At 65.9% G+C, this 14454-nt stretch carries 13 protein-coding genes; 2 read left to right on the top strand and 11 right to left on the bottom strand.

Going from position 1 to position 14454, the window contains the following annotated elements; translation table 11 throughout:
* Position 1 precedes the first annotated feature (1 nt).
* The 6 genes from ubiD to C8D04_RS15520 all read right to left on the bottom strand — a co-directional run bounded on the left by ubiD (position 2) and on the right by C8D04_RS15520 (position 5509).
* Positions 2-1486, bottom strand: a complete 1485-nt coding sequence (gene ubiD, locus C8D04_RS15495) for a 4-hydroxy-3-polyprenylbenzoate decarboxylase (RefSeq protein WP_116005662.1) — start codon at positions 1484-1486, stop codon at positions 2-4.
* Positions 1487-1876: 390 nt separating this feature from the next.
* The gene (locus tag C8D04_RS15500) at positions 1877-2488 is read right to left on the bottom strand and encodes a UbiX family flavin prenyltransferase (RefSeq protein ID WP_116005663.1); all 612 of its coding nucleotides are present in this window, start codon (positions 2486-2488) and stop codon (positions 1877-1879) included.
* On the bottom strand, positions 2485-2910 hold the full coding sequence (locus C8D04_RS15505) for a putative zinc-binding protein (RefSeq protein ID WP_116005664.1): 426 nt from the start codon (positions 2908-2910) through the stop codon (positions 2485-2487). The genes C8D04_RS15500 and C8D04_RS15505 overlap by 4 nt, the downstream gene beginning before the upstream one ends.
* Positions 2907-3419 (bottom strand): SCP2 sterol-binding domain-containing protein, encoded by a 513-nt coding sequence (locus C8D04_RS15510; protein ID WP_116005665.1) that lies wholly within the window; start codon positions 3417-3419, stop codon positions 2907-2909. The genes C8D04_RS15505 and C8D04_RS15510 overlap by 4 nt, the downstream gene beginning before the upstream one ends.
* 111 nt (positions 3420-3530) lie before the next feature.
* Positions 3531-4439: a U32 family peptidase gene (locus tag C8D04_RS15515; RefSeq protein WP_116006227.1), complete on the bottom strand. Its 909-nt coding sequence runs from the start codon at positions 4437-4439 to the stop codon at positions 3531-3533.
* Positions 4440-4453: 14 nt separating this feature from the next.
* Positions 4454-5509: a peptidase U32 family protein gene (locus C8D04_RS15520; protein ID WP_116005666.1), complete on the bottom strand. Its 1056-nt coding sequence runs from the start codon at positions 5507-5509 to the stop codon at positions 4454-4456.
* Between the two features lie 194 nt (positions 5510-5703).
* On the opposite strand from C8D04_RS15520, the gene C8D04_RS15525 reads away from it, so the two are divergent.
* Both C8D04_RS15525 and C8D04_RS15530 read left to right on the top strand, forming a co-directional pair.
* Positions 5704-6894: an MFS transporter gene (locus C8D04_RS15525; RefSeq protein WP_116005667.1), complete on the top strand. Its 1191-nt coding sequence runs from the start codon at positions 5704-5706 to the stop codon at positions 6892-6894.
* A gap of 145 nt (positions 6895-7039) precedes the next feature.
* Complete coding sequence (locus C8D04_RS15530) at positions 7040-7510, top strand: YidB family protein (RefSeq protein WP_116005668.1); 471 nt, start codon at positions 7040-7042, stop codon at positions 7508-7510.
* Positions 7511-7545: 35 nt separating this feature from the next.
* On the opposite strand, the gene C8D04_RS15535 is transcribed toward C8D04_RS15530, so the two are convergent.
* The 5 genes from C8D04_RS15535 to otnI form a co-directional block, all read right to left on the bottom strand.
* Positions 7546-8415, bottom strand: coding sequence for an alpha/beta hydrolase (locus C8D04_RS15535; RefSeq protein ID WP_116006228.1), 870 nt, complete (start codon positions 8413-8415; stop codon positions 7546-7548).
* 198 nt (positions 8416-8613) lie between these two features.
* Complete coding sequence (locus C8D04_RS15540; RefSeq protein ID WP_116005669.1) at positions 8614-10074, bottom strand: M20 family metallopeptidase; 1461 nt, start codon at positions 10072-10074, stop codon at positions 8614-8616.
* Positions 10075-10146: 72 nt separating this feature from the next.
* Entirely contained in the window at positions 10147-11364 is a 1218-nt protein-coding gene (locus tag C8D04_RS15545; protein ID WP_116005670.1) for a GGDEF domain-containing protein, read from the bottom strand.
* Between the two features lie 92 nt (positions 11365-11456).
* Positions 11457-13469, bottom strand: coding sequence for a methyl-accepting chemotaxis protein (locus C8D04_RS15550; RefSeq protein ID WP_116005671.1), 2013 nt, complete (start codon positions 13467-13469; stop codon positions 11457-11459).
* A 95-nt stretch (positions 13470-13564) separates the two neighbouring features.
* Positions 13565-14416, bottom strand: a complete 852-nt coding sequence (gene otnI, locus C8D04_RS15555; RefSeq protein ID WP_116005672.1) for a 2-oxo-tetronate isomerase — start codon at positions 14414-14416, stop codon at positions 13565-13567.
* Positions 14417-14454 lie beyond the last annotated feature (38 nt).

Here is a 14454-nt window from a genome sequence, read left to right on the forward strand (position 1 = left end):
ATTACAAGCCCAGCGAGGTGTACAGCGCGTCCATGCGCGCTGCCACATCGGCGTCCATGGCGATGGTGCGGCCCCATTCGCGCTGTGTCTCGCCGGGCCACTTGTTCGTGGCGTCAAGGCCCATCTTGCTGCCCAGGCCACTCACGGGCGAGGCGAAGTCGAGGTAGTCGATGGGCGTGTGCTCCACCATCATGGTGTCGCGCGCCGGGTCCATGCGCGTGGTCATGGCCCAGATGACTTCCTTCCAATCGCGCACGTCCACGTCCTCGTCCACCACCACGATGAACTTGGTGTACATGAACTGGCGCAGGTGGCTCCACACGCCCATCATCACGCGGCGCGCGTGGCCGGGGTAGGCCTTCCTGATGCGCACCAATGCCATGCGGTAGCTACAGCCTTCGGGCGGCAAATAGAAGTCGATGATTTCCGGGAACTGGCGCTGCAAGAGGGGGATGAACAGCTCGTTGAGCGCGACGCCCAGCACCGCCGGTTCGTCGGGCGGCTTGCCGGTGTAGGTCGAGTGGTAGAGCGCGTCGCGGCGCAATGTGATGCGGTCCACCGTGAACACCGGGAACTCTGCGCGCTCGTTGTAGTAGCCGGTATGGTCGCCGTAAGGTCCTTCGAGCGCGTGCTGCCAGCCGCTGGCATGCGCGGCATCGGGGTCAATGTGGCCTTCGAGCACGATCTCGGCATGTGCTGGTACCGACAGTGGCACGCCCAGCGCGGGCGCCACCTCGGTGCGCGCACCGCGCAGCAGGCCGGCGAACTGGTATTCGGACAGGCTGTCGGGCACGGGGGTCACAGCGCCCAGGATGGTTGCCGGGTCGGCGCCAATGGCGACGGCCACCGGGTAGGGCTCGCCGGGATGGAGGCGGCAATGTTCGGCAAAATCGAGCGCGCCGCCGCGGTGCGCCAGCCAGCGCATGATGAGCTGGTTGCGGCCCAGGACCTGCTGGCGGTAAATTCCCAGGTTCTGCCGCGCCTTGTGCGGCCCGCGCGTGATGACCAGGCCCCAGGTAACCAGCGGCGCCACGTCGCCCGGCCAGCAGTGCTGGATGGGCAGGCGCGCAAGGTCCACGTCCTGGCCTTCCCACACCAGCTCCTGGCACGGTGGGCTGCTGCGTTCCTTGGGTGCCATGTTCCACAGCGTTTTGAGCAGGCTGCCCATGCCCACCATTTCCTTGAAGCCCTTGGGCGCCTCGGGTTCCTTGAGCGACGCCAGCAGCTCGCCAAACGGGCGCAGCCCGGCGATGCTGTCCACTCCCATGGCGCGCGCCACGCGCTCGGGCGTGCCGAACAGGTTGGCCAGCACCGGCATGCTGTGGCCCGTGGGGTTTTCAAACAGCAGCGCCGGGCCACCCGCGCGCAGCACGCGATCGCACAGCGCGGTCATCTCCAGGTGCGGTGAGACAGGCTCGGCAATGCGGCGCAGCTCGCCGGTCTGTTCGAGCTGGGAGAGGAAGCTGCGGAGGTCGTGCGTTGGCATGGGGTGATTCTCAGATGAAATCAGGCTTTTGCGTCGGTGTGGATTGCGCGGCCAGCTATTCTTTTTGATTCACCTCATGGGAAGCTGCCGAAGCGGGCGCTGGAGCCCCGTTGTCACCATGGATTGCTCTTGCCCAGTGCGGCCGGGTTGCTGCGTGGGGTGCGAAAGGCCCTGCGGCGATTGTGAGGGAGCATCGTGGCTGAACGTTTGTATGCCGATACCGCAATGGGCCTACTGTGAAGGCGCCTGCCCACGCTGCTGCTCGGTGCTGGGCCATGGTGCTGGGTCGCAGGCGGTACTGTCAATGGACCTTCGGGGCCCCCGGCAGAGGGCGATGGTGCGGGCCTGGAGCGGGAGCCGGCACCGCCCCTGTGAAGGGACTGCGGCGGGTCAGTTCGTGGGGAGCGCCAGTCCTTCCCAGCGTTTGTTGAGCGCGTGCGCAACGCCCAGCAAATCCAGCACGCGCGCCACGCTGGCATCCACGATGTCGGCAATGCTTTGTGGGTGCAGGTAGAAGGCGGGCACGGGAGGGCAGACGATGGCGCCCATCTCGGTCACGCTGACCATGTTGCGCAAGTGGCCCAGGTGCAGCGGGGTTTCGCGCGCCATCAGCACCAGGCGGCGGCGCTCTTTGAGCGCCACGTCGGCGGCGCGGGTGAGCAGGTTGTCTGACAGGCTGTGCGCTACGGAAGCGAGCGTGCGCATGGAGCACGGCGCCACCACCATGCCCGCGCATTGAAACGAGCCGCTGGCAATGCTGGCACCGACATTGCGCGCGTCGTGTGCCTGGTGTGCCAGCGCCTCGACAGCGGGGCGTTCCATGCCCAGCTCGTGGCGCAGCGTGCGCCAGCCGGCGTCCGACACGACCAGGTGCGACTCGGCGCCTGGGCATTCGCGCAGCACCTGCAGCAGGCGCACACCATAGATGGCGCCGCTGGCGCCCGAGATGCCGACGATGATGCGCTGGGGACTGGCCGCTGCGCTGGCCTGGGCCGCGCTCATGCGACCCGCAAGGCGGGTGCGTCCGCCGTGGTGGAGTCCGCAGGGCCGCCGAGCGGATGCGCCAACAGGTCGGCCTGCACTTGCTCCAGCACGGTGTTCGCCTGTGCGGGGTCAAAGTCTTCGTGGCGGCGTTTTTTGACGCCGTATTGCTGCAGCTGGTAATGCCGGTCGGCGGTGATGCCGTGGCGCGAGAGGCAGCCTTGCACGCAGTTGAGCGGGCAACCGTCCAGCGCAATGATGGGGCGGCCCGAGCGCGCGGTGCGCACCAGGCTGGCCACGTCGCCGCCGACACCGGCAATGCACGACATCTCGGCCACACCGGCACGGTCCAGGCGCAGCGCGACATGGTTGGCCAGCTGCGCGGCGCTGGAGCAGCCCGAGCAGGAATACACCAGGGGACGGGGATCGGCGGCGCTGCTCATGGCTGGGCGCCGGGATAGAGTGGGTCGGCGGCGCGCGTGCCGGGGCGCAGCTTCGCCAGGCGCGAGAGCACCTGGCGCGGCGCCCACTGCTGCAGGTCGAGCACGGGCAGCTCCAGTGCGTCGAGCGTGTTCTTCACCACCAAGCCCAGCTCGGTGTCGCCTTCCATGACCAGGCGGCGGTTGAAGAACAGCGTGTCGGGGTCTTGCTGGCGCTGTGCGAGCAGCAAAAAATCGTGTGCGCTGGCACTGATACACAGGTCGGTTTCCATCTGGCGGGCGCGGGGAGCAAAGGCGCCGCCTGTCCAGGTGAAGTCAAAAGTGACGTGTGCATCGCGCACCTGGATGCGCAGGCGTTTGTTCAGCAGCATCTCGCCCACATCACGCGGCAACTGGCGCGCCACCCCCAGGTTGAGCGCGGTAACCAGCAGGAGCGAGCCCGGATACGCCGGCAGCCGCCCGGTAAGCGCCGCCAGCGGTGCGGGCAGGGTGAAGGGGGTGGGGGCGTTCATGGCGTTCCTTTGCTGTGGATGTATTGCATCACATTTGATAGCTGCTTGCGCTTTACCAGTATGCGTTAGAGGTGGTTTTCGCTTGTATTTTCAATGGTGTCAGAAGGGACTTCAGGTTGCAACCATTGCCTCGGCATCCACCAGATCCAGCCCGGGCAGGCCGTGCCAATAGCCGTTGCAGCTCTGGTCAGGCACCAGGGGCTGTAGTTGCGTGCGCGCTTCGTGCGGCGCCAGGGTGCCCCGGCGCACGGCATCAAACAGGGCGACGATGGCACCCGTGTGCTGCGCCTGCGGGCTGATGCGCGCCACGGCGACGCCCATGCGTTGCATGCGCGGCAGTTCGTCGATCAGGTTGTGCACGCGGGCCGATTGCGTCTGGATGCCGTTGAGTACCAGAAAGTCCTCGCTCTCGCGCGTCTTGAGCATCAGGCCGTCGGGATGGTCCATGCAGGCGAACTGGCAGTCGTCCTTGGGCAGGTTGCGCTGGCGCGCGGTGAAGCACCGTGCCGAGAAGGCGAGCGGCATGCGGCCATAGGCGAACACTTCGGTCTGCAGAGCCTTCGGGCCTTCCTCGATCAGGGCGGAAAGGTCCTGGTGCTTCATCTCCAGCGGCGCCACCCAGCGCGTGGCGCCCAGCGAGGCCAGCCAGGAGAGCGAGGGCTGGTTGTAGATGTTCAGGTGCAGGCCGCCGACAAAAGGGCGCTGATCGGCCAGGCGCTGTACGGCGCCCATGTCGTTGGCTTCGATGAGGTAATCGAGGTTGCCGGTGACCTTGTGCATGGCACTCACTTCGACACCCGATTCGAGCAGCACCTGCGTGGAAAGCACGGCCTCCTTGCCCGCGTCGCGCATCAGGTCGGCAATGTCGATCCAGTCGGAAAAGCGCAGCTCATGGCGGCGCGAGCACACGGTTTCGCCCAGGTAGACGATGTCCACCGGCGAGGCGGCGATGGCCTCATAGAAATCAAAAATGGTCTGGCGCGGCCAGTAGTACTGCAGCGCACCGAGGGAGAGTTTCAAACCGGACATTGTTCTTACTTCCAGGGACGGTGGTAGGCGCCCAGGGTGTGCTGCTGGCCCTCGGCAACCTGGTCCAGGCTGGCCATCCAGGTGGTCTTGGGGGCATAACGCAAGGGGTCGGCCAGACAGTTGTCGATGGCTTCGCGCCAGACTTTGGTGACCTGGGCGGCGTAGGCGGGGCTGCGCTGGCGGCCTTCAATTTTCACGGCGCGCACGCCGATCTTCATCAGTTCGGGCAACAGCTCCAGCGTGTTCAGACTGGTCGGCTCTTCGATGGCGTAGTAGTTGGTGTCTTCGGCCACGTCAAAGCGCCCTTTGCACAGCGTGGGGTAGCCCGCGTTTTCACCGGAGGCGTAGCGGTCGATCAGCACGCCGTTCAGGCGCGACTCCAGCCCCTTGGGCGTTTCCTGCCAGCGTACCGACTTGGGCGGCGAGCACACGCCGTGCGTGTTGGGCGACTCGCCCGTCACATAGGACGACAGGGCGCAGCGCCCCTCCACCATCACGCACAGGCTGCCAAAACCAAAAACTTCGATCTCCACCGGCGTGCGGTCGATCACACGCCGCACCTGCTCCATCGACAGCACGCGCGGCAGCACGGCGCGCACGATGCCGAACTGCTCGCGGTAGAAGTTGATGGCGTCGGCACTGGTGGCCGAGCCCTGGACCGACAGGTGCAGGCGCAGCTGGGGGTGGTGCAGCGCGGCGTACTGCATGAGCCCTGGGTCGGCCAGGATGACGGCGTCCACGCCCAGGTCCACGGCTTTGTCCACTGCCGCGCGCCAGGGCGCGGGGTTGGCGGCCTGCGGGTAGGTGTTGAGCGCCATGAACACCTTGCAGCCCTTGGTGTGGGCGTAGGCAATGCCGCTGGCGATGGCGGCTTCGTCAAAGTTCAGTCCGGCGAAGTTGCGGGCATTGGTGGCGTCGCGCAGGCCCAGGTAGACGCAGCTGGCGCCGTTGTCCACTGCGGCCTTGAGGGCAGGCAGGCTGCCTGCGGGGCAGACCAGTTCAAAGGGCGCGGCAGCCCCTTCAGGGGCGGGTGCGCTGGGGGAGGGGGTCAAAGTTTGCATGCGGTCGGGGTTTGGACGCGGGCGCACAGAAAGGCGCCATCGCACAGCGCGCAACGATACGCTGCGGCAAATACCCATGTCCTGACATTTGTCAAGATCACCGGCAATGCCCGATGACCTGCATCGGACATGTTTCCGCTGCGCGGCAGCGATGGCAGCTTCCAGGGAAGTGGCGGACAATAAGTGCACACACTATGAACAAGAATCTGTGGCTGCTTGCCCTCTGCCAGGGCCTTCTATTGACCAACAACGTGGTCTTTATCGCCATCAACGGCCTGGTCGGGCTGCAACTGGCGCCTTTTGGCTGGATGGCGACGCTGCCCGTGATGGGCTACGTGGTCGGCGGCGCGCTCTCCACACCGTTGGTGGCGGCAAGCCAGGCCCGGTGGGGCAGGCGTGCCTCTTTTCAACTGGGGCTGGCCATCGCCTTCCTGTCGGCTGCGTTGTGCGCCTGGGCGGCCTTCAGCGCCAGTTTCTGGCTGCTGTGCGCGGCCACGGTGATTGCGGGTTACTACAACGCCAACGGCCAACTCTACCGTTTTGCTGCCGCCGAGCTGGCCGCACCGTCGTTCCGTGAAAAAGCGGTGTCGCTGGTGCTGGCCGGCGGCCTCATCGGTGCCGTGGCGGGGCCCAATCTGGCAAGTGGCACGCGCACGTTGTTTGCCATACCGTTTGCGGGCGCCTACATCGCGCTCATGCTGGTGGCCTTGCTGTCCATGGTCTGTATGGCCGCAGTGCGCTTTGAAGACATGGCGCCACCGGCGCCCAGTGCTGCCGCACCGCCCGTCGGCCGTTCTTTGGGGATGTTGCTGCGCCAGCCCGCTTTTGCCGTGGCAGTGCTGGGCGCTGCGCTGGGCTATGGGGTGATGAACCTGTTGATGGCCGCCACGCCGCTGGCCATGCAGGTGTGCGGCTTTGGCTTCGATGCGGCCGCGCTGGTGCTCGAGTGGCACGTGATCGGCATGTTCGCTCCCGGTTTCTTCACCGGCCATCTGATTAAACGCCTGGGTACGCTGCAGGTGATGCTCATTGGTGTGGTCCTGAACCTGGCGTGTGTCGGTATTGCGCTGTCAGGCCAGGACATCATGCACTTCACCGCCGCCCTGTTCCTGCTGGGCGTGGGCTGGAATTTTCTGTTCACCGGCAGCACGACGCTGGCGATCACGGCCTACCGTCCCGAAGAAAAGGACCGTGCCCAGGGTGCCATCAACTTCTTCGTCTTTGCCACCATGGCGGTGACCTCGCTGGCTTCGGGGGCGCTGGTCACCACCAGCGGCTGGTCCTGGCTGAACCTGGCTTCGCTGCCGCCGCTGCTGCTCACGGGCGGCGCGCTCTTGTGGCTTATCGCACGCCAGCGCCGCACGGCAGCGGGCGCCTCAAGTTGAGCGGCTGCGTTGGCGCGCTTCCAGGCGCATACTGGCAAGTTCTGTCGAAAGCTTCGCTGGGCGCAAGCAGTCGATGGCATTGAAGTGTGCGTTCCCGGTGTCGCCGGGTCGCGCTATCGAAGCATTTTTTTATCTGGAGAGAGCCATGGGCTTGCTTGATTCTGTTTTGGGTTCCGTGATCAATGCGCAAGGGCAAGGCGGCCGCAACGAAGGTGGTCTGGGCGCCTTGGGTGGCTTGGTGGCCATGGCTGCCCAGAATCCCCAGTTGGTGCCGGCCGTCATGGGCATGCTGGCCAACGACGGCCCGCACGGCGGTCTGGGCGGGCTGATCACCAAATTTCAGCAGGCGGGGCTGGGCGAGGTGATGGCTTCTTGGCTGGGCAATGGCGCCAACCAGAGCGTGACGGGTGACCAGCTCACGCGCGCCCTGGGCCCCGACCTGTTTTCGCAACTCGGTGCCCGGATGGGCGTGGGATCGGGCGAGGCCGCGTCCCAGCTCTCGCAGGTGCTGCCGGGTCTGATCGACCAGCTGACCCCGCACGGCCAGGCACCGGCAGGGGGGGTGGGCAATGCCGCAGACCTGATGGGGGTGCTGGGTGGTTTGCTGCAAAAATAATAGCTGTTAGCGCTTGTCTATAAAGCGCTAGAGCCTTATTTTTGTATTGTTTTCAGTGGAAAGCGCGCGTCCAGCCACTGGCGCAGCGCTGCGAAGACCGGCGCGGCATCCTGCTCGTTGAACAGTTCGTGCCAGAGCGATTCAAAACACCGTGATTCCACCACGCCACGCGGTGCTGCGGCGGCAAAGGCCGCGCTGCCGGCGGGCTGCACCAGACGGTCGTCACCCGCCCACATGAGCAGCGTGGGCACGCCCCAGTGCGCTGCACGCGCCACGGTGGCGGGGCCGCCGTCTGCGATGAAGCGGGCCAGGCGTGCACTGATGCGGTCGTGGCACAGCGGGTCGGCCTGGTAAGCCGTGACCACCGTCGGATCATGCGAGAGGTATTGGGCATCAAGCCCGTTGCTGATGCGCAGGTTGGGCGCTACGCCCGGCAGCGTGGCCAGCAGGACTTTTTGCACTGCGTTCAACCCCGGATCGAGCGCGGGGGAGGACAGCACCAGTGCGTCCACCGGCCGCAGGTGCATGGCGACAAAACGTGCCGCCACCAGGCCGCCCATGCTGTGGCCCAACAGCACCAGCGGCAGGCCTTCGGGTGCGCGGGCACGTGTGGCGTCCACCATGTCGGCCAGGTCGTCGAGCAGGCGCATGTCGTGGTTCAGTCCGCCGCGCGGCCCGCCCGACTGGCCGTGGCCGTACTGGTCATAGGCGCGCACTGCAAAACCCCAGGCATTGAGGTGGTGCGCCACTGCGTGGTAGCGCCCCGCATATTCACCCAGGCCGTGCACCAGCAGCACGGTGCCGCGCTGGGGCCGGGCATCGGCCAACGGCCAGTCATACACCGCCAGGTTCTCACCGTCGCTGGCGGTGTAGGCGGTCAGGGTGAAGTCGGCGGTATCGAACATGGGATGCGCAGCAGGGTTCATGGGGCAGGTGAATGCAGACTGTTGGCATGATAGGTGTTATTCCATTTCTAAATCACCCGTGTCGTTGTGGCTTCGCCTTGCCGTGCTACAGCACTGTCTGCGGCTTCGCGCCTAGACACGAATGATTTGGAAACGGAATGTCAGGCCCGGCGTGTTCAGCCGAGCCACGGGCACCCGTCAGGGCATTGCCGCAATCACCTGCGCCACGGCGGCCGTGAGTTTCTTGGCGTAGGGCACGTGCAGGAATTCGTTGGGGCCGTGGGCGTTGCTTTTGGGGCCGAGTACGCCGCACACCATCATCTGTGCTTTGGGAAAACCCTGGCTGAGCATGCCCATCAGCGGGATCGTACCGCCTTGGCCAATGAAGCCGCAGGACGCGCCGAAATGTGCCTGGCTGGCGGCGTTGAGCGCGCTCTCAAACCACGGCGCGGTCTCGGGTGCGTTCCAGCCGTTGGCACCGCTGGCGCTCTCCCAGGTCACCTTGGCCTGGTAGGGGGCGTTGTCTTCGAGCAGCGCCTTCATCTCCTGCACGCAACCAGCGGCATCCACCAGCGGCGGCAGGCGCAGGGACAGCTTGAACGCGGTGTAGGGGCGCAGCACGTTGCCTGCGTCCTGCAGGGCCGGAAAGCCGTCGGCCCCGGTCACGCTGAGCGTGGGTTCCCAGGTGCGCTTGAGCAGCGCCTGCACCGGGTCTTGCGTGGTGGGCAGCGCAAACGCCGTGGAGCCGCCGCAGTCATAGTGCGCCCAGGGAAAGCGCCGGTACACCTCTTCGCCCAGGATGGCCGCGGTGGCGCGGGCCTGCGCCAGCCGCTCGGGCGGCACCTCGCAGTGGAAGCTGGCGGGCAGCAGGCGGCCTGTGGCGCTGTCTTCGAGCCGGTCGAGCACCTGGCGCATGATGCGAAACGACGAAGGCACCAGGCCCGAGGCGTCGCCCGAGTGGATGCCTTCGGTCAATATTTCCACCTTCAGCGTGCCGCTGGCCATGCCGCGCAGGCTGGTGGTGAGCCAGAGCTGGTCGTAGTTGCCAGCGCCCGAATCGAGGCAGACCACCAGTGCCACATCGCCCAGGCGCCCCTTGAGCGCGTCGATGTAGGGCAGCAGGTCGCGTGAGCCGCTTTCCTCGCTGGTCTCGATCAAACCGACGATGCGCGGGTGCGGCACGCCCTGGCGCTGGAGTTCCTGCACCGCGGCAATGCTGGCGTACACCGCATAGCCATCGTCGGCGCCGCCGCGGCCGTAGAGCTTGCCATCCTCATACTTCGGCGTCCAGGGGCCCAGGTCGGCGCGCCAGCCGGAGAATTCGGGTTGCTTGTCCAGGTGCCCATACATCAGCACCGTCTGGGGCGAGGCAGCTTGCGTGGCGGCGATTTCAAAGAACAGCACTGGCGTGCGGCCCGGCAGGCGCACCACCTCCAGCGTGAGGCCTGCCACCTTCTGGTCTTCCACCCAGGCGGCGGCATTGCGCACCACGGTCTCGAGCAGGCCGTGCTGCTCCCAGTCCGGGGCGAACAGGGGCGATTTGGCCGGAATGCGGATGTAGTCCGTGAGCTGCGGCAGGATGCGCTCGTCCCAGACGTGGCCAATGCGTTCCAGCGCGGGGGCCGGTTGCAGGGTGTGGGTAGGGATTCGGGCGTTCATCACAAGGCTCCTCGGGGTTTCAGAGAATCATTATTCCAACACAGGCAGCCCGCTTGCGTTTTAAGCCAGCGGTTAAGCCAGCGGCGGTGGATAGGTCTCTGGCGAGCTGCTGGTGACGCCTTCGCGGGTGACCCGGCCAAGCGACTGCGCCAGTTCCACCCGGTTGCGGCCCCCTTGCTTGGCGCGGTAGAGTGCCAGGTCGGCAGCATGGATGAGCTGATCCCAGCTGTCGCCAGGCTCCAGGCGTCCGCCGAAAACCCCCACGCTGACGGTGACGGAAATGCTTGCACCGGTGTAGGTGCAGTGCGTGGCCTCTACGGCGGCGCGCAGTTGTTCGGCCAGCTGCTGGGCGCCTTGGGCGCTGGTGTCGGTCAGCACGACCAGAAATTCTTCGCCGCCATAACGGCCAACGATGTCCTGGGCACGAATGCGGTGCTGGATCACGTCCACCACGCAGCGCAGTACCTGGTCGCCGGCCAGGTGTCCGTGGGTGTCATTGACTGCTTTGAAGTGATCGATGTCCACCATCATCACCGCCATGGATTCACGGGTCCGGATGGCGCGGCCTACATCCCGGTCGAGTGCCGCAATGATGGAGCGGCGATTGGCCACGCCGGTCAGTTCGTCCAGTGCTGCGAGGCGGCGATTGGCTTCGTCGGCGCGTTCCTTGGTCATGAAAACGAAACCCAGGGATGTGATCAGCGATGCGGCAAACGTGCTGAGGAAGGTCAGGTTTTGCAGTAGGCCGGGCTGCAAGAATGACTGTGGCAGCAGTGCGCCGGTGATGCCCGACCCGGCGCGCAGCAGCAATACCAGCAGTTGCAGTGCCGTGCCCGCCATGACCAGTGCCACACCGCGCCCGGCCGTGCTGCTGCGACGGACATACAGGGCCTGCAAGATGGCCGCTGTTTGCCCCGCGAGCACCAGGTTGGCCACGACGACGCGCAGTGGGAAGTTGTCGAGCAAACCCAGCAAAGCGAACGAGAGCAGCAGCGGCGGCAGCAACAGCATCGGCCAGTGCAGTGCTCGGCGCTGGAAGCGCAGCACGGCGGCGAGCAGGTAACTCAGTGCGAGGGAGGTCAGTCCATTGCCCAAAAGGATGGAAATGGGTGGACTGATATCGTTGCGCAAACCAAAGAAAACATAGGCCAGGGCATTGATCCCCAGGCCTGCCGCCCAGAACTGCAGCCCTTCGTGCCGTTCCCCCCAGGCCACGGTGACCATGGCCAGTGCGATGAGCACGGGCGTCAGCACGAGCATCATCAGGAGGGTGGGGACGTCCAATTCCATGGTGCCCCGATTTTCACAGCACTGCCGGGCCTTTGGGGGCCATGTGTCATAAAACCCTCACTCAACGGGCCCGTGGAACCCCGCCCTGGAGGTCAGCGCTCGTCGGTCTCCATGTCCTGGGGCGCCGCAATGGCGGTGTGCCGCACAGTGCCCAGGGCAGGCATGCTGCTAGCGCCGCCATCGCCCAGCTTGAAGACCTGCACGGCTCCCGAGAGGCGCTGCGCCTGGTCGCGCATGCTTTGGGCCGCAGCGGCAGACTCTTCGACCAAGGCGGCGTTTTGCTGCGTCATTTGGTCGAGCTGGTTGATGGCCTGGTTCACCTGGCCAATGCCGTCGGACTGTTCAGAGGCTGCTGCCGTGATCTCGCCAATGATGTCGCCCACACGCTGCACCGAGCCCACGATCTCATCCATGGTGGTGCCGGCGTTTTGCACCAGGCGCGCGCCGGACTCAACTTTTTCGACCGAGGCGCCAATGAGCTGCTTGATCTCGCGCGCGGCTTCGGCCGAGCGGCCGGCGAGGCTGCGCACCTCGCTGGCCACCACCGCAAAGCCCCGGCCCTGTTCGCCGGCTCGGGCGGCTTCGACGGCTGCATTGAGCGCAAGAATGTTGGTCTGGAACGCGATGCTGTCGATCACGCCGATGATGTCGGAAATGCGGCGTGAGCTTTGGTTGATCTCGCCCATGGTGGTCACCACCTCGCCCACCACTTGGCCGCCACGCGCCGCCACTTCGGCCGCCGAACCGGCCAGCTGATTGGCCTGGCGGGCTGCGTCGGCCGACTGGCGCACCGTGGCCGTGAGCTGCTCCATGCTTTGGGCGGTGGTCTGCAGGCTGCTGGCGGTCTGTTCGGTGCGGGCCGAGAGGTCCTGGTTGCCGCTGGCGATTTCGGCGCTGGCGGTGTTGATGTTGTCCACCGCGGTGCGCACCTCCTGCAGCATCTCGAGGTAGCGCAGGCGCATGCCATCGACTTCCTGCACCAGTGCGCCGATTTCGTCGCGCTGCGTGGTGTGGAAGGCCTGTGTCAGGTCGCCCTGGGCCACCAGCGTGACCGCATTGGTCAGCTGGCGCAAGGGCTGGCTGACGCCACGGCGCAGCATGACAAACAGGCCGGCAGCCAGCAGCGCCACGGCGACGGCCATCATGGCCCACACCGCCATCACCACCTGGGACTGGCTGGCCATGGCTTCGCCGTCGGGCACTTCTGCCACGACCCACCAGCCGTCGGCCTGGGTTTTGCGCATCAGCGCCCAAGGGTCGCGGTCCGAGCCGTCGAGCACGCTGGCCGCTGTGCGCACAAAGCCATCGGGCGACGCCGACAGGGCATCAAAAAAGGCCCGGGCCTGCGGGTAGGTCTGCAGCACTTTCTTGCCGCGTGCCGTGGGGTGGGCCACAAACACGGCCTCGTCCAGCCCGCTGCGCGGGTCGATGACGTAGGCGCCGCCGTTTTCAAAAAACCTGGTCTGCGCCACCTGCTTCTCCAGCATGCCCTCGAACACGCTGATGTCGTTGCCGATGAACAACACCGCGATCACCTTGCCCGCTGCATCCTTGCTGGGCAGGTAGTAACCCATGTAGGGCTTGCCCTCCACCACGGTGCGGCCGGTGTACGGCTCACCCTTGCGCATTTTTTCCAGGGTGGGCCCGGCTTCCAACGGGGTACCCATGTCGCGCTGACCCTGGGCATTTTTGACCGAGGTGGAGATGCGTACAAAATCATCGCCCTTGCGGGCAAAAACGGTGGCAATGCCTCCGGTTTCCTTGGTGAACTTGTCGACCGGGCTGTAGTCTTCGTTGACCAGGCCGCCGAAGCTGCGCAACTCGCCTGTGCCCTCGTCCAGCTGCATGGTGGCTTCAAAGTTACGCTGGAAACCCGTCATATTGAGGTGCACCAGCTCGCGGTTGGTGGCGTCGGCCGCGTCCAGCGACTGGGCGACGCTGCGGGCGGTGTCGCCCACACTGCCCACGACCTGGGCGCGCGTGCTGCGTTCGGTCAGCACCGAGATGGCCAGGCCCACGACGATCAACACCAGAGCCACCAGGGCAATGGCCAGGGTGGTCACCCGGCGTGCGACGGATCGGTTGTTGGTGGTGGGTGTAGCCATGCGGCGGTTCTCCTGACGTCCATATCCATTACGGAGGTTTCCGTAACGTCAAGACTTTAAAGCCGTTCGCTTGTTACATCAGTACACGAATTCCCTTACGCAGTCTCGCGTACCGCCGTGACGGCAGCGGCGCTGGGCAGGCAGGCTCGGTCGCGCCAGCCCAGCCCCTCGGAGGTGCCGGACGCGGGCCGGTACTCGCAGCCGATCCAGCCGGTGTAACCCAGTGCATCGATCAGGTCCAGCAGGTAAGGGTAGTGCAGCTCTCCCCGGTCGGGCTCCTGGCGCTCGGGCACGCCGGCGATCTGCAGGTGCGCCACACGGCCTGTGGGCAGGTACTGGCGCAGTTTGGTGGCCACATCGCCCTCGACAATTTGGCAGTGGTACAGGTCCATTTGCACTTTCAGGTGCGGCGAACCCACCAGGTCGATCAGCGCATGCGCCTCGTCCTGGCGGTTGAGCAGGTAGCCTGGTATGTCGCGGGGGTTGATGGGCTCAATCAGCGCCATGCGCCCCTGTGCGCCGGCTTCGTGCGCAGCCCAGCGCAGGTTGTCCACGTAGCACGCGCGTGGCGCCGCACGGTCGGCTCCTTCGGGGAGGCAACCGGCCATCAGATGGATGTGGGGGCAATCCAATGCCTCGGCATAGCGCAGTGCCTCCCGCACGCCGGCGCGAAATTCGGCCTCGCGCCCGGGCAGCGCGGCCGTGCCGCGCGCACCCGTGTCCCAGGCCGACGCCATGTCCTCGCGCTGGTGGTCGCCAGGCGGGGCGTTGAACAGCACCTGGCGCAAGCCCAGGTCGCGCAGCCGCGCGGCCAGTTCCACGGGATTGAATGCGTAGGGGAAAAGGTATTCCACGCCCGTAAAGCCATCGCGTGCGGCCGCAGCAAAGCGCTCCAGAAACGGCAGCTCGGTGTACATCAGGCTCAGGTTGGCGGCAAACTGGGGCATGGTTGGGCTCTCGCACAGGGGAGGTTTGGGCCGTAAAT

Origin of the sequence: Simplicispira sp. 125, from assembly GCF_003096555.1 — a bacterium.
Lineage (GTDB): Bacteria > Pseudomonadota > Gammaproteobacteria > Burkholderiales > Burkholderiaceae_C > Simplicispira.

Coding starts and splice junctions, on each gene's coding strand:
- C8D04_RS15530 (WP_116005668.1), top strand. CDS start 7,040: ATGGGCTTGCTTGATTCTGTTTTGGGTTCCGTGATCAATGCGCAAGGG.
- C8D04_RS15510 (WP_116005665.1), bottom strand. CDS start 3,419: ATGAACGCCCCCACCCCCTTCACCCTGCCCGCACCGCTGGCGGCGCTT.
- ubiD (WP_116005662.1), bottom strand. CDS start 1,486: ATGCCAACGCACGACCTCCGCAGCTTCCTCTCCCAGCTCGAACAGACC.
- C8D04_RS15545 (WP_116005670.1), bottom strand. CDS start 11,364: ATGGAATTGGACGTCCCCACCCTCCTGATGATGCTCGTGCTGACGCCC.
- otnI (WP_116005672.1), bottom strand. CDS start 14,416: ATGCCCCAGTTTGCCGCCAACCTGAGCCTGATGTACACCGAGCTGCCG.
- C8D04_RS15540 (WP_116005669.1), bottom strand. CDS start 10,074: ATGAACGCCCGAATCCCTACCCACACCCTGCAACCGGCCCCCGCGCTG.
- C8D04_RS15520 (WP_116005666.1), bottom strand. CDS start 5,509: ATGCAAACTTTGACCCCCTCCCCCAGCGCACCCGCCCCTGAAGGGGCT.
- C8D04_RS15505 (WP_116005664.1), bottom strand. CDS start 2,910: ATGAGCAGCGCCGCCGATCCCCGTCCCCTGGTGTATTCCTGCTCGGGC.
- C8D04_RS15525 (WP_116005667.1), top strand. CDS start 5,704: ATGAACAAGAATCTGTGGCTGCTTGCCCTCTGCCAGGGCCTTCTATTG.
- C8D04_RS15500 (WP_116005663.1), bottom strand. CDS start 2,488: ATGAGCGCGGCCCAGGCCAGCGCAGCGGCCAGTCCCCAGCGCATCATC.
- C8D04_RS15550 (WP_116005671.1), bottom strand. CDS start 13,469: ATGGCTACACCCACCACCAACAACCGATCCGTCGCACGCCGGGTGACC.
- C8D04_RS15535 (WP_116006228.1), bottom strand. CDS start 8,415: ATGTTCGATACCGCCGACTTCACCCTGACCGCCTACACCGCCAGCGAC.